At 61.1% G+C, this 14952-nt stretch carries 14 protein-coding genes and 1 pseudogene; 11 read left to right on the top strand and 4 right to left on the bottom strand.

All coding sequences use genetic code 11. The features are described 5' to 3' along the window. Positions 1-66: 66 nt before the first annotated feature. Both E3O62_RS17565 and E3O62_RS17140 read left to right on the top strand, forming a co-directional pair. A pseudogene (locus tag E3O62_RS17565) lies at positions 67-333 on the top strand (transposase); the annotation flags it as partial. A gap of 20 nt (positions 334-353) precedes the next feature. Next, on the top strand, positions 354-491 hold the full coding sequence (locus E3O62_RS17140; protein ID WP_370448912.1) for a hypothetical protein: 138 nt from the start codon (positions 354-356) through the stop codon (positions 489-491). 307 nt (positions 492-798) lie between these two features. Here E3O62_RS17140 and E3O62_RS10155 read toward each other — a convergent pair whose 3' ends face one another. Together E3O62_RS10155 and E3O62_RS10150 are read right to left on the bottom strand one after the other, a co-directional pair. Further along, positions 799-1209, bottom strand: a complete 411-nt coding sequence (locus E3O62_RS10155) for an ester cyclase (RefSeq protein ID WP_134394109.1) — start codon at positions 1207-1209, stop codon at positions 799-801. Between the two features lie 288 nt (positions 1210-1497). Beyond that, a complete protein-coding gene (locus tag E3O62_RS10150) occupies positions 1498-2346 on the bottom strand; it encodes an alpha/beta fold hydrolase (protein WP_134398467.1) in 849 nt (282 codons plus the stop codon). A 351-nt stretch (positions 2347-2697) separates the two neighbouring features. On the opposite strand from E3O62_RS10150, the gene E3O62_RS10145 reads away from it, so the two are divergent. Genes E3O62_RS10145 through E3O62_RS10125 form a run of 5 tightly spaced genes read left to right on the top strand, consistent with a single transcriptional unit; the run spans position 2698 to position 10794 of the window. Continuing rightward, on the top strand, positions 2698-6426 hold the full coding sequence (locus tag E3O62_RS10145; RefSeq protein ID WP_134398417.1) for a nitrate reductase subunit alpha: 3729 nt from the start codon (positions 2698-2700) through the stop codon (positions 6424-6426). Continuing rightward, a complete protein-coding gene (gene narH / locus E3O62_RS10140) occupies positions 6426-8147 on the top strand; it encodes a nitrate reductase subunit beta (protein WP_134398416.1) in 1722 nt (573 codons plus the stop codon). Before E3O62_RS10145 ends, narH begins: the two co-directional genes overlap by 1 nt. After that, positions 8144-8791, top strand: a complete 648-nt coding sequence (gene narJ / locus E3O62_RS10135) for a nitrate reductase molybdenum cofactor assembly chaperone (protein ID WP_347232330.1) — start codon at positions 8144-8146, stop codon at positions 8789-8791. Before narH ends, narJ begins: the two co-directional genes overlap by 4 nt. After that, positions 8791-9546 (top strand): respiratory nitrate reductase subunit gamma, encoded by a 756-nt coding sequence (narI, locus tag E3O62_RS10130; RefSeq protein ID WP_134398466.1) that lies wholly within the window; start codon positions 8791-8793, stop codon positions 9544-9546. The genes narJ and narI overlap by 1 nt, the downstream gene beginning before the upstream one ends. A gap of 27 nt (positions 9547-9573) precedes the next feature. Then, positions 9574-10794, top strand: a complete 1221-nt coding sequence (locus E3O62_RS10125) for an MFS transporter (protein ID WP_134398415.1) — start codon at positions 9574-9576, stop codon at positions 10792-10794. Between the two features lie 44 nt (positions 10795-10838). Here the strand turns inward: E3O62_RS10125 and E3O62_RS10120 are convergent, their stop codons facing one another. Then, on the bottom strand, positions 10839-11021 hold the full coding sequence (locus tag E3O62_RS10120) for a hypothetical protein (protein ID WP_134398414.1): 183 nt from the start codon (positions 11019-11021) through the stop codon (positions 10839-10841). 199 nt (positions 11022-11220) lie between these two features. Between E3O62_RS10120 and E3O62_RS10115 the strand changes: the two genes are divergently transcribed. The 4 genes from E3O62_RS10115 (at position 11221) to E3O62_RS10100 (ending at position 14560) form a co-directional block, all read left to right on the top strand. Beyond that, a complete protein-coding gene (locus tag E3O62_RS10115) occupies positions 11221-11991 on the top strand; it encodes a hypothetical protein (protein WP_134398413.1) in 771 nt (256 codons plus the stop codon). 263 nt (positions 11992-12254) lie between these two features. Then, positions 12255-12725, top strand: coding sequence for a class F sortase (locus E3O62_RS10110; RefSeq protein WP_166786461.1), 471 nt, complete (start codon positions 12255-12257; stop codon positions 12723-12725). Positions 12726-12759: 34 nt separating this feature from the next. Then, positions 12760-13344, top strand: coding sequence for a hypothetical protein (locus E3O62_RS10105; protein WP_134398411.1), 585 nt, complete (start codon positions 12760-12762; stop codon positions 13342-13344). 223 nt (positions 13345-13567) lie between these two features. Further along, the gene (locus E3O62_RS10100; RefSeq protein WP_134394147.1) at positions 13568-14560 is read left to right on the top strand and encodes a magnesium transporter CorA family protein; all 993 of its coding nucleotides are present in this window, start codon (positions 13568-13570) and stop codon (positions 14558-14560) included. A 112-nt stretch (positions 14561-14672) separates the two neighbouring features. On the opposite strand, the gene E3O62_RS10095 is transcribed toward E3O62_RS10100, so the two are convergent. Then, positions 14673-14952 (bottom strand): IS3 family transposase (locus tag E3O62_RS10095; RefSeq protein ID WP_166786460.1); only part of this gene is annotated, 280 nt, incomplete at its 5' end.

The following is a 14952-nucleotide window of genomic DNA, read 5'->3' as shown; positions in this document are numbered from 1 at the left end:
ACGACCGCTGGAATTCGCCCTAGAACTCGCCCGGCACTACTGGCCCTGTTTTGGGTCGGCGTTATCATGATTCTGTTAGGGCCAAGGCAGGGCGGTGACTCACCGATGTTCCCGGAGGTTTTGGGGAGTCTGCGAGTGCCGCGGCTCGGTGGCGGTCGGCCGCGTACGACGCCGGATCGGGCGATGGGTGACAAGGCGTATTCGTCGAAAGCGAACCGGAAGATGCTCCGGGATCGCGGCATTCAGGCCGTGATCCCGGAGCGATCGGACCAGGTCGCTAACCGAAAACGGCGCGGCCATCCGGTGGCCGCCCACCCACATTCGACAAGGCGTCGTACAAACGCCGCAACGTCATTGAACGGTGTTTCGAGGTCTTCAAGCAGTGGCGCGGCATCGCCACCCGCTACGACAAACTCGCCCTCACCTACCGCGGCGGTTTTGTACTCCGAGCGATAATTATCTGGTCAAAAGCATTAGGAGACACGCCCTAGGCGGTTGTGCCTAGAGAGATAGTTTAGAAATCGCGCGGGACTCCTGATCGTCACGGTGACCTGCCGGGTGCTGCGCCCCTCCAAACGAGCGTTCTACCAGTGGAAGCGCGACCCCACCTCCCAGCGCAACAGGGACGACCCGCAACTCACCAACGCCGCCTGGGATTTCGCCGAGACGACTCCGCGTTCGGATGCCGGTTTACCTCCGATAAGCCCGTCCAAGACGACCACGTCATGCGGAAATTCACCGCGACAGGCCCGAACCAGCTCTGTTTCACCGGAATTACCGAACACAAAGCGCGGCAGGTTACGGAGCGAGTCCGAGCTGTTCGAGCATGCCTTTTTCGTCGCTGCTGCCCCACCGCTCTACGAGTTTCCCGGCCTTGAACCGACTGATCTGCATGCCACGAACGGACATTGATTTTCCACTTGCAGAATGGCCCATGAGGGGGCCTTGGTGGGTACCGGTGAGGGTGTAGGCGAATGCGACGTCGGTGTCATTCGCGACGACATGCTCAACTCTGATGTGCAAGTCCGGGAAAGCGGCAATCATTTCGGCGAAGAACGCCTGATAGCCTGCGGGGCCTGCGCCTTGGCCAGGAGCAGGATCGTTATCGACTACGTTTTCGGCCACGAGTTCGTTGATAAGCGCGAGTTCCCCGCTGTTGACGGCGTCACGGAACTTTTGCTGTGCGGTGATATTCGCTTCTTGACTCATGTTTCTACTTCCTTCTTGAAAATTACCAGGGAGAGGCTTGTGGGGGCCCGGGTGACCATACCGCCATTAAGGTTCGAGGTTTCGCCAAAACAATCGTGAGCTCTGACACGCAAGCCCTGAGGAAAAGTTGCTGATCGACCCCGTGGTCGTGCCATAGACGAGCCGGCCAGGACCAGACCCGGTAGTGGTTTCAGTTTCGGTCAATCTATGCACGGCTACGATCGATCACAAGGCAAGGTCCTGCGCAAAGGGTTTTTAACCTCGTCGGCGAGGGCCTTAGGCGGTTGGCTATTTCGCGAGGAATGCGAGTACGTGCTGGTTCCATTCGTCCTTGTGCGAAACGGTGAGACCATGCGGGGCGTCTGTGATCACGACGAGTTCACTGCCGGTGATGGACTCGTGAGTACGTTTGCCACTCACCTCGAATGGCACAATGGTGTCGGAGTCACCGTGTATGACCAAAGTCGGCACCGTGATTTTCGTGAGGTCGTCGCGGAAGTCGGTAGTGGAGAATGCGGTAACGCAGTCGAGCGTTCCCTTCGGCGATGCCATTTGTGCGATGTTGAGATTATAGGCAATCTGCGCGGAGCTAACCTTTGGAGTGTTGACCAGCGACGGCTTGCCGGCGGTGAAGAACATCTGCAGAAATTCGTGCAGGAACGCCGGCCGGTCTCCGGTCAAGCCGTCGTGGAACCAGTGAGCCAAATCGGAGTCGACGCCTCCGTCAGGGTTATCATCCGATTTCCAGAGGTAAGGCGGCACGGCGCTTGCGAAGACGAGCTTCGCGATGCGGGCGGTGCCGTAGGTACTGACGTATCGAGCGAGCTCTCCACCGCCCATCGAGAATCCGATCAGGGTGACCCCCTGCAGGTCGAGGGTATCGATGACCGCCTTCAGGTCGGCGGCAAACGTGTCGTAGTCGTACCCATCCCAGGGCTGTGACGACTGTCCGAACCCGCGACGGTCAAGAGTGATGACCCGATAGCCGGCCTCGACCAGTGCGGGTACCTGCCCCTCCCAGGACCTACTACTCAGGGGCCAACCGTGGATCAGTACGACGGGCTTACCGGCTCCGACGTCTTCGTAATGCAGTTCGACGTCGGGACCGCTGTGATCCGGGGCGGTGATGAAGGGCATGTTATCTCCTCGTAATCGGGACGGTTCGTTGGAGGCAATCGAAATAGTGCGGTCAAGACAATAGGGGTTCGCTGGGAGAACGCTGTCAGTCGCCGATAAGAATTGCCTCGCGAGCCGCAGCCCTCCACGCCGGCGCGCTTTCGTGCGGACGCTGCTGAAGTAGGTCTTCGCAACCGACGTCAGTGCGATCACTTGTCGCTCGTAGTTGCGGCTTCCTGGCTCAAAGTGAGGTGCTTTTGAGAATCCCGGTTTGGCCCTGTTTCCCGTGATAACGGTCGCGTGATACGTGTCCACCATCCGGGTTCATGGGCACCACTAGCGGACTGAAAGGTCGATATATAGTATTCCCCCATGGCAGCTACTCCAGTGCCTGCCGGGTTGGACGGAAAAGCGTCGGACACCATGTTGGCGTTAGGCCGTTTTTTCACTCGGTGGGACCAAACAGATGATGGGCGCGCAGTGTTCCGTGAGGGCGGGCGCAAGGGCGATGTGTTCTACCGCGACCGGTGGAGCCATGACAAGGTGGTGCGTTCCACCCATGGGGTGAACTGCACGGGGTCGTGCTCGTGGAAGGTTTACGTTCGGGACGGCATTATCACTTGGGAGTCGCAGCAGACGGATTACCCGTCGGTAGGCCCCGACAGTCCGGAGTACGAGCCGCGGGGATGCCCCCGTGGTGCGGCGTTCAGTTGGTACACCTACTCACCCACGCGGGTGCGGTATCCGTACGCCCGTGGTGTTCTCGTCGAAATGTACCGTGAGGCGAAGGTGCGTCTCCAGGACCCCGTGCTCGCTTGGGCCGACGTTGTGGACGACCCTGAACGACGTCGTACCTACCAGCAAGCGCGAGGGAAGGGCGGGCTCGTCCGGATTCCGTGGCAGGAGGCGATCGAAATCGCCGCCGCCGCCCACGTCCACACGATCAAGAAGTACGGTCCGGATCGGTGTTCCGGGTTCTCCCCAATCCCGGCCATGTCTATGGTGTCGCACGCGGCGGGTAACCGGTTCATCCAGCTCATCGGCGGGGTGATGACGTCTTTTTACGACTGGTATGCCGACCTTCCCGTGGCCTCTCCGCAGGTGTTCGGCGACCAGACTGACGTGCCTGAATCAGGTGACTGGTGGGATTCCACCTACCTGATGATGTGGGGATCAAACGTTCCTGTGACCCGCACGCCTGACGCGCATTTCATGGCGGAGGTGCGGTATCGCGGCACAAAGGTGGTGGCGATCAGCCCCGACTATGCCGACAATACGAAGTTCGCCGACGAGTGGCTGCCCGCCCAAGCCGGCACTGACGCTGCGCTTGCGATGGCGATGGGGCACGTGATGCTCAAAGAATTCTTCGTCGACCGGCAGGTGCCCTATTTCAGCGGCTATGTGCGCCGTTACACAGATCTACCCTTCCTTGTCCGGCTCGAGGAGCACGCCGGCGGCGGGCTGGTGCCCACGAAATTCTTGATGGCGGCTGACTTGCCCGACAAGGCGCACATTCCGGATGCTGCGTTCAAAACGGTCTTGCTTGACTCAGCCACTGGCGCTCCCGTGGTGCCCAATGGTTCCATCGGCTACCGGTACGGTGAAGCGGGTAAGGGCAAGTGGAACCTCGACCTCGAGGGTGTCGACCCGGCGTTGAGCCTTCTCGACGAGTCCGTCTCCGGCCTGCCCCCGGAAACCGTTGAGATCCGGATGCCCTGCTTCGAGGCACCCTCCGGAGAGGGGTCGATCGTGACTCGCGGCGTTCCCGTCCGGCGCGTGGCAGGGCACCTGGTAACCACGGTGTTCGACTTGATGCTCGCTCAATACGGGGTTGGGCGTCCAGGGCTGCCGGGCGACTGGGCGACCGACTACGACGACGCGTCGACGCCGTACACGCCGGCCTGGCAGGAGGAAATCACGAGCGTGCCGGCCGCCGCGTGCATCCGGGTGGCGCGAGAATTTGCCCGCAACGCTGAGGAATCGAAGGGGCGGTCCATGATCATTATGGGGGCCGGTATCTGCCAGTGGTTCCACGGTGACGCCACCTACCGTGCGGTGCTCTCGCTCGTGATGCTCACCGGATGCATGGGACGAAACGGCGGCGGCTGGGCGCATTACGTCGGCCAAGAGAAGACCCGTCCGATCACGGGATGGATTTCTCTCGCTAACGCTCTGGACTGGAGTCGACCGCCGCGCACCATGATCGGTACCGGGTATTGGTACATGCACACCGATCAATGGCGCTCAGATGGGTACTCGGCCGACTCGCTCAAGTCCCCTCTCGCTGATGGGCACTTCGACGGTATGCACACCGCGGACACGATCGCGCAGTCGAACAGGCTCGGTTGGATGCCGTTCTACCCTCAGTTCGACCGCAACCCGCTTGACCTCGCCGATGAGGCGCAAGCTGCGGTGGATGCGGGGGAGGCGCCCGACGCCGCCACCTGGATCGCCGATGCCCTCAAAAGCAGGCGGCTGACCCCCGCCATCGACGATGTCGACGCTCCCGAAAATTGGCCGCGCACCCTGGTGCTCTGGCGCTCCAACCTTTTCGGCTCATCTGCCAAGGGCAATGAGTACTTTTTGCGCAACCTTCTCGGCACCCACAATAACGTGATGGGGGCCGACCACGTGAACGCTGCCCGACCGCGTGATGTGAAATGGCACGACCAGGCGCCGGAAGGAAAACTGGACCTGCTCGTCTCAGCTGATTTCCGGATGACGTCAACCACGCTGTTGTCGGACATCGTCTTTCCGGCTGCAACGTGGTACGAAAAACACGACCTTTCCTCGACCGACATGCACCCCTTCGTGCACGCCTTCAGCCCCGCAATCGACCCACCGTGGGAGGCGAAAACCGACTTTGACACGTTTCGACTGCTCGCCGAGGAGTTCTCCCGCCAGGCCAAAACGCATCTCGGCACCCGACGGGACCTGGTCAGTGTGCCGCTGCAACACGATACGCCGGGGGAGATTGCGCAGCCGGGTGGAGTGGTGCGCGACTGGCGGGACACCGATATACCGGCGGTCCCCGGTCAGAACATGCCTGTCTTCTCGATCGTCGAACGGGACTACACCGCTATCGCGGAGAAGCTAGCCACGGTTGGACCCCTCGCGGAGGAACGCGGTTTCACCGTGAAGAACATCACTTATCGGATGGGGCACGAGATCGAGCGGCTCGCCCGTAGCAACGGGGTGATGCTCGGTGGCGCGGGGAACGGCCGCCCGGCCATCGATACCGATGCAAAGTTCGCCCAGGCCATCCTGAGCTTTTCCGGCACCACCAATGGCGAACTGGCCGTGCAGGGGTTTCGCGAACTGGAAGAACAGACCGGTATGAAGCTCGTCGACCTTGCCGAGGGCTCCGAGGAGAAGCGGGTGACCTTTGCGCAGACGCAAGCGGGGCCCGTCCCTGTCATCACGTCGCCTGAGTGGTCCGGGTCGGAGACTGGTGGGCGCCGATATTCCCCGTTCACGATCAACGTCGAGCGGCTGAAGCCTTGGCACACCCTCACCGGCCGAATGCACTTCTTCCTCGACCACGACTGGATGCGCGACCTCGGCGAGGCCCTCCCGATCTACCGCCCTCCGCTGGATATGCAGCGCCTTTTCGGCGAACCTCGGTTCGGTCCGAACGGAACAACCGAGATCACAGTGCGCTATTTGACTCCGCACTCGAAGTGGTCAATCCATTCGGAGTATCAGGACAATCTATTCATGCTGTCGCTATCGCGGGGAGGACCGACGGCTTGGATCAGCCCGACGGATGCGGCGGCCATCTCGGTTTCTGACAATGACTGGATCGAGTGCGTCAATTCCAACGGCGTGTATGTGTGCCGCGCCGTGGTCAGCCATCGGATGCCCGCAGGAGTCGTTTACGTATACCACGCGCAAGAGCGCACCATCGATGTGCCGAAGTCGGAGGCAACGGGCCGCCGCGGTGGAATTCACAACTCGGTCACCCGCCTGCTCGTGAAACCCACCCACCTCATTGGCGGGTATGCGCAGTTGTCATACGCCTTCAACTACCTGGGCCCCACCGGCAACCAGCGGGACATGGTCACTACAATCCGAAAGCGATCTCAAGAGGTGCGGTACTGATGCGCGTTATGGCTCAAATGGGCATGGTGATGAATCTCGACAAATGCATCGGGTGCCACACCTGTTCGGTGACCTGCAAACAGGCATGGACGAACCGAGCTGGAACTGAATATGTCTGGTTCAATAACGTCGAAACTCGGCCGGGGCAAGGGTATCCGCGTCGCTACGAGGACCAGGAGCAGTGGAAGGGCGGTTGGCAACTCAACAAGAAGGGCCGGCTTGTACTGAAGGGGGGCGGACGCCTAAGGAAGCTTTTCGGAATTTTCGCAAGCCCCGTGCAGCCCGAGTTGAAGGACTATTACGAGCCCTGGACCTATGACTATAAAACCCTGATCGACGCCCCACTGGGAGACGACTTTCCAGTGGCCCGCCCAAAATCCTTGATCACGGGAAAGGACACCAAAATCAGTTGGTCGGCGAACTGGGACGATGACCTCGGCGGCGCCCCGGAGATGGGCCACCTTGACCCCATTGTGGAGAAGGTCAGGCGGGAATCGGAGGACAAGATCAAATTCGCCTTTGAAGAGACCTTCATGTTCTACCTCCCGCGGATCTGTGAGCACTGCCTCAATCCTTCCTGCATGGCATCCTGCCCGTCCGGTGCCATCTATAAGCGCGTGGAAGACGGCATTGTGCTCGTCGATCAGGACAAATGCCGCGGCTGGCGCCAATGCATCACTGGCTGCCCGTACAAGAAGATCTACTTCAACCACAAAACCGGCAAGGCCGAAAAGTGCACGTTCTGCTATCCGCGGGTGGAAATCGGTCTTCCCACGGTTTGCTCCGAAACGTGTGTCGGGCGCCTCCGCTATCTCGGCTTGTTCCTCTACGACGCCGACCGCGTTACCGAAGCCGCCGCGGTGACGGATGTCACCGACCTGTACGAAGCACAGATGGATTTACTCCTCGACCCGAACGACCCCCAGGTGGCCGCCGCCGCCCTCGATCAAGGCATCCCCAGCGATTGGCTGGAAGCCGCGCGAAAATCGCCCGTGTACGCACTCGCAAAGGTATACAAAGTGGCGTTGCCGCTGCACCCGGAGTATCGAACGATGCCTATGGTTTGGTACGTGCCGCCGCTGTCTCCCATTGTCGACCTCCTCAGTGAACAGGGCCACGATGCCGAAGACAGCGGCAACCTCTTCGGTGCCATTGACGCGCTCCGCATTCCCGTCGAGTACCTCGCCGAGCTCTTTACCGCTGGGGACACCGACAAAGTCACCGAGGTGTTACGCAAACTCGCGGCGATGCGGGCCTACATGCGCGGTATCACGATGGGACAAGATCCCGACCCGTCGATCCCCGCCGCCGTGGGGATGTCTCCAGGCAACATGTATGAAATGTACAGACTGATGGCGATCGCGAAGTACGACGAGCGCTACGTCATCCCCAAGGCGCACGTTGAGCAGGCGCACGACCTGGAGGAGATGGGCTGCTCGGTCGATTTCGAGGGCGGGCCGGGCATGTACGAAGACTCTCCGTTCGGGGAGGCGAGTGGTCGGCCGACGCCCGTCGCCGTGGAGAACTTCTACGCGCTTCGAGATCGGCAGACTTCCGACACTCCCGCCGGCGAGCGGACGCTACGGGACCGCGTTAACCTCCTGAATTGGGACGGCAACGGAACCCCCGTCGGCCTTTTCCCCGAAAAACGGGACCGGCCCCGCGCTGCACCGCCGTCACCAGCGGACTTGCGCCCGCCGACGGATGGCGGTGCGCCGTGAGGCGCGACCGGGCTGCAGCTCAGAGCCTGGCGCAGCGGGTCTTCTACCAGGCAGCCTCGTGGTGCCTGTCTTACCCGGACGCTCAACTGGTGGGAAGGTGCGAGTTGATGCGGTCCGCACTGGCCGAACAGAGCCCGGCAGCACCTGATCTCACCGCGATCATTGCGTACCTTGAGAACACCGCAATCGGCACCTTGCAGCGCTCCTACGTTGAGACGTTCGATCTCAGTAAGCATCATCCGCTCTACTTGTCTTATTGGACAGATGGCGACACCCGTCGCAGGGGTGACGTGCTGGCGGCCTTCAAGCAGGTATACCGGGGGAGTGACTTTCTGACCAATACTCATGGTGAGTTGCCCGATTTCCTGCCACTGGTACTCGAGTTCGCGGCTGTGGCCGGCCCCGTTGCGGGCCGGGACCTGCTCATCCAGTATCGGCCCAGCGTCGAGATGCTCCGGCTTTCGCTCACGGATCACGGGTCGCCGTACGCCATCGTGATGGACGGCATTTGCGCCACGCTGCCAGGACGCTCGCCGGCCGACCGGCAGGCCGTGCAAGCCATGGCCGGCGTCGGCCCTCCGACGGAAAGTGTCGGACTCGAACCGTACGACCCGCGCCTGCTTCCTCTGAACGCTAGCTCATGATGTGGGACGTGCTGCTGTGGGGAATTCTTCCGTATGTGATGGTGGCAATCCTGATCGGTGGAACTATCTGGCGCTACCGTTACGACCAATTCGGTTGGACCACCCGCTCGTCCCAGCTCTACGAATCCCGGCTCCTGCGCATCGGATCGCCGATATTTCATTTCGGGCTCCTCGCCGTTATCGCCGGACACTTCTTCGGCCTGGTGATCCCAATTTCCTGGACACTCTTTTTTGGGATGAGTCAGGACTTCTATCACCTCAACGCATTGCTGGTCGGCGGCGTTGCGGGGGTCTGCACTCTCGGTGGCATTGTGATTCTGATCTATCGGCGACGCAAAACCGGGCCGGTTTTCATGGCCACGACCACCAACGACAAGATCATGTACGTCGTGTTGACCGCCGCGATTATCCTGGGGCTCTGGACCACCCTCGCTAGTGTTTTCAGCGGCGAAAATGGCCACAACTATCGTGAAACCGTGGCGCCTTGGTTCCGGTCGCTTTTCATCCTGCAACCAGATGTTGCGGCCATGGCCGCAGCTCCATTCTCCTTCCACATTCACACCCTCGTGGGCATGCTCTTGTTCGTTGTGTGGCCCTTCACCCGGCTGGTGCACGCCTTCACCGCACCTCTGCACTACCTTTTCCGGCCCTACATTGTCTATCGGTCCAGGGATCAGGAGCCCGGGCTGATTCGACCGGTGCGCCGCGGGTGGGCGCCTATCGGAACCACGGACCGCACCCGGGAAAAACGCTGATCGGAGTTGCGGGCCATGGACACACCAATGGGCTCGAAAATGACGGCACTGCAGCGAGCACACCGCAGCAAGGGTGTGAACCTCACCCTCGCAACGCTCACCTCCGTCGTGTGCTTTTGGGCGTGGACGAGCGTCTCGCCGCTCGGAATTCGCTACACGGAGTCGATGAACCTCTCCTCGGCTCAAACGTCCGTACTCATTGCGATGCCCATACTCGTCGGATCGATCGGCCGCATTCCAGTGGGCGTGCTCACCGACCGATTCGGCGGACGCCTCCTGTTCACACTGGTACTGCTTGCATCCGCCCCGGTCCTTTTGCTCGTGGCGCTTGCCGGAACCCTCAACTCATTTGCCTTCTTGGTAGCTGCAGCGCTGCTGCTCGGCGTAGCCGGAACCGTGTTCGCGGTGGGAATTCCCTTCGTGAGCCAGTGGTTCCAACCGTCCCGACGGGGCTTTGCAACCGGCGTCTTCGGGGCAGGGATGGGCGGCACCGCAGTGTCGGCATTTTTCACTCCACGTTTGGTGGAATGGCTCGGATACGTTCCAACTCACCTCATCATCGCGACGCTCCTCCTCGTCACCGCAACATGCGTATGGATTCTGATGGCAGAGGCCCCCGGATTCACGGTCAGCACTGATCCTTTCCTTCCCAAGCTCACCGCTGCGGCGCGGCTCGGCGTGACATGGCAGATGAGTTTTCTCTATGCGCTGGTCTTCGGCGGATTCGTCGCATTTTCCACCTACCTGCCCACGTACCTCCGCCAGATATACGATTTCGACCTCGCTGCCGCGGGAACACGAACGGCTGGGTTTGCTGTTGCCGCCGTTATTCTCCGCCCCATCGGCGGAATTCTTGCCGACCGCATCGGTCCGAAGCCAGTGGTAACCGGGTCTCTGGCGGCGGTGGCCGTTCTCGCCTGGGTGGTGAACCTCCGTCCCGATGGCGAGATCCCCGCCGGCCTCACCTTTGTCGCGATGGCGTCGGCACTCGGTCTCGGAGCTGGGGGAGTGTTCGCCTGGATCGGGAGGAGCGCACCGCCCGCCAGAGTGGGGGCGGTGAGCGGCATCGTCAGCGCCGCCGGTGGGTTAGGCGGATACTTCCCGCCACTGGTGATGGGGGCCACCTACAACGCTGCGGAAAACAGCTACGCGATCGGACTAATCCTTCTCGCCGGTACGGCTCTGGCCGCTCTCATTTTCACGATCTTTTTTGTGAGAAACCGACCGTCTGCCACCACGACTGAGTGACATTTCCAAAGACCTACACCCGCTTGTTGGTGCCGGACGTCGCGTTATTCGACCTTGGCGGGGTCATCGTCGGTGACGTCGACCGAGTAGGCATCAGCTCGGTGGGTGGTGGTGGCTTTTCTATTTCTTCGGACGGATCTCGCCATGCGAACCAGGGTTGCCTCGTTGACTTCGCTCTCTCGGAGGACGGTCGCGATCGCTTTGCCGGTGGTGATGACCCGCTTCACGGCTTCGCCTGTGTACCTATAAGTGAACTCCCGACGTGATCCGTCCACAGTGAACTGTGTGTCTTGTGAGCTGTCGGCCATCAAGGCCAGGGCCACTCTTGACATATATGGCCTGTACGCACAAACTCAACTGACGATTACTCTTTTATGTTTTCGCTCCGATATGTTTTCGAAAACTACCTCCTAGTAAGGGACTTTGATGAATAAGAAAACAGCAGTGTTGTTTGTGCCGGCGTTTGCTCTGGGCGTGGCCGTCTTGACTGGTGGCCCAGCTCTTGCTGCCACTGGTGACGCGTCCTATCAGGGGACGCTCGATGCGATCAACGGCAGTAACGGTAGCGGAACCTTCTCCATCCAGGTTTCCGGTGACCAGGCCACAGTCACTCAGACCGTCAAGGGTCTGGCCGAGACCTTCGACGGTAAGCCGTACCCGCACGTACAGCACATCCACATCGGTGCGAAGGGGGAGTGTCCCACCACGGCAGCTGACGCCGATGGAGATGGTGTGATCAGCACGACCGAAGGTCAGCCGTCATACGGAGCGATTGGCACAACGTTGTCCACGAGTGGCGACACGAGTCCGGCGGCCGGAACTGATCTGACTCTTGCCGGGATGGGTGCAAACTACGACTACAACCGAACCTTCACTCTGGATGCCGCCACCGCGGCCTCGCTTGAGGCAGGCACGGCGGTTGTGGTGGTCCACGGGCTGGACCCGGCCACGTTGACGAAAGCTGCACAGGACGCAAAGAGTGACTTGGTTCCGAGTCTGCCCCTGGCAGCAACGTCGCCGGCTCTGTGCGGCGCCCTGAGTGCGTCGCAGGCGAACATGCCTGATGGTGGCGTGGAAACCGGCGGTGGCAGCACGTCAAGCGGTGCTGACATGGGTCTTCTCGCCCTTGGTGCCGGAGCCCTGGCCGCGGCAGGTGGCGCGGTGATGATTCGTCGGCGCCTTGCCGCCCGAGGCTGAGATCGGTTTGATCCCCGGTGATTATCCCGGCTGAAAAGCCTCGCCGCGGTAGCCGTCTGGCTACCGCGGCGGCGGTTCTGCTCTTCATCGTCGGCTCTTCGGCGACCGGTTTTGCCCTGTGGGGCAACCCTCCTCCTCCTCCTCGACCGCCAGCCTCGGCTGCCGTGTCAGCCCCATCGCCGGAGTCCGTCTCCGCTACACCCTCACCGGAGCCCATCTCTGTTCAGCCGACTCCGCGGGTTGACCAGGTTGTCGGTCCGACCTTGACCGCCTCCGAGCCCATCCAGATCAATGTCCCCGCGATTGAAGTGGACTCTGTCCTGATGCAATTGGGACAAAATCCTGACGGCACGGTGCAGACGCCGTCGTTGGATGAGGCCTCTCCGGCCGGCTGGTATACCGGTTCGCCCACCCCTGGCGCGGTCGGACCTTCCGTCATCCTGGGTCACGTCGACTCCAGGGTGCAGGGGCGCGCGGTGTTTTACCGACTTGGTGAGATGCGTCCCGGCGACGAGGTTTTGGTTACCCGGGCCGATGCGACAGTGGCGGTATTCGTGGTCGACGGGGTGGAGGAATACCCGAAAGATGACTTTCCGCAGTTCGCCGTCTACGGCAACACCGATCATGCGGGACTACGGCTGATCACCTGCGGTGGAGAGTTCGACGAAACCACTCGCACGTACCCGGATAATGTTGTTGTCTATGCCAGCTTGGTGTCCAGCCATGCGGCGTAGCAGGACGACGACGCGTATCAACAGGCGTGTCTGGGTGCTTGCGATCGCGGTGGCTTCCACGGCTTTGCTGGTTGGATGCGCCACCACCTCCTCCGGCGCCGTGAACACAATGGCCCCCGGAATGTCCATGCCAGGCACGTCGGCCTCCCCGATTCCGCAGTCGAGCTCGGCAGACACCGCGGAGGCAGGACCGTCCGCAGCATCACAGATGATTTGTGGCACCGAAACACGCGACAACATCACACGTGCGCTGGCTCTCGCCGCCCCGCCACACTCCGTCGACAGCTGGATCACTCGCCAATACACCTGCACCTACCATCTGACTGATGGAGAATTCGTGATCTCGGTGCAGGAATCCTCGGACGCAGCGTCTGCCCGCAGCTACTTCGACACGATGCAGGGAAACCTCGCCCCAGTCCAACCCATTGAAGGACTCGCGAATCTCGGATTGCCTGCTTACGAAACTACAGGCGGCGTGGTCGTCTTCCTCAAAGACAACATGACGTTACAAGTTGACGCCAGAAAGTTGACGGAGAAGGTCGGGCCGCATGGCGTCACCCGCACCGCGTTTTCCTATCAAGTAGCTACTGCCATCCTGGGCTGCTGGACCGAACACTAATCCGGCCGCGCATCACATGAGCCAAGCCCCGGCCGCCTCCAGCGGGACTCGGGTCCGATGATCCAGCCGGAGGTTGGCGGGGATCCGTGTGGCCACCAGGGACTGGGTCCTTGCGCATGCCAGAGACGTAACAGTGCGAAGACCATGCCGTTTGGGCAAGGATTGTCGCCCGATGCACCTTCGTGAATCGCGAAATCGAGGTCCCAGAAGATCACGGGTGGACATGGTTGACTGTGCCGTGCCCACTCCTCGTACCCGCTGTTACCGCGATGGTGTCCTCATCGACGAGAACTTTGCGCTGGGCGATGTGTCCGAACATCTTGAGTTGCCCAACACCGTGGTTTGGGTGGACCTCTGTACCCCGGATGGTGCCGACCTCGCACTACTCACCGAGGAGCTGGGGTTGCACGAGTTGGCCGTCGAAGACGCTACAAAACTGCGTCAGCGGCCGAAGCTCGATCACTATCCCGATCACTCGTTCTTGTCTGCTTACGCTGTCGGCTTCGATCCGGCCTCGAAAGCGGTTACCACCGACGAGATTGCCGCCTTCATCACGGCCCGCGCGCTGGTTACCGTGCACAAAGAGAAAAGCATCGATTTGGACGCTGTGGTTGCAAGATGGGACTCTTCCCCCGACTTGGCGAAGCATGGTGTCGCCTTCCTGTTGCACGGACTGCTGGACTACCTCGTCGACGGCTACTTCGAGGCGGTAGAAACCCTCGACGAGGAAATCGAAGAGCTCCAGAACCAGCTGTTCGTGCCCTCGGCCGACCAGGAAGCCCTGCAACGAAGTTCTTTCGCGCTCCGGAAGAGCCTGGTAACGCTCCGGAGGGTGATCCTGCCGATGCGCGAAGTGGTGAACACGCTCCTCCGCCGCGACCTTCACCTTGTGGCCGACGAAATGGGTCCATACTTTCAGGACGTTTACGACCATGTACTGCGCGCTATGGAATGGACGGAGAGCCTGCGCGACCTCGCCACGAGTATCCTCGAAGCGAATCTGGCCCTCCAGGGAAACCGGCTCAACGTGATCACCAAGAAGGTGACCGGCTATGCCGCCATCATCGCCGTACCGACGGCCGTCACCGGCTTCTACGGCCAAAACGTGCCCTACCCCGGCTTCGGAGAGATCGGAGGCTTCTTCACTTCGGTAGCGTTGATCGTGGGCTTCTCCACGGTGTTGTTTTTCCTCTTCAAACGCAACGACTGGATCTAGGATCCTGGCCCGCACTCACGTGCGGTGCTCTCCCGCCCCATCCTGATGGGACTGCCCCGAGTTCAGTTGGCTCAAAGGGTTAGTGGTTTCAGGNCTCAAAGGGTTAGTGGTTTCAGGCGGCCTTGAGGGCCACGTTTATTGTCTCAAACTCGATCGGGGTGAGCTTACCGAGGCGGCGTTGCCGGCGCTTGCGGTGGTAGGTGCGCTCGATCCAGACCACCATCGCCAGGCGCAGTTCCTCCCGGGTTGACCACCGCTGCCGATCGAGGACGTTCTTCTGAAGCAGGGCGAAAAACGACTCCATCGCCGCGTTGTCACCGCATGCGCCGACGCGGCCCATCGACCCGGTGATGCCGTCGTTCTTCAGCACCCGCAGGAACGCGTTGGAGCGG

The organism is Cryobacterium sp. TMT2-15-1, from assembly GCF_004402345.1.
In the GTDB taxonomy this organism is placed as follows: Bacteria; Actinomycetota; Actinomycetes; order Actinomycetales; family Microbacteriaceae; genus Cryobacterium; species Cryobacterium sandaracinum.
Note: the sequence above shows the minus strand (reverse complement) of the source record. Positions and strands in the feature narration are given on the sequence as shown.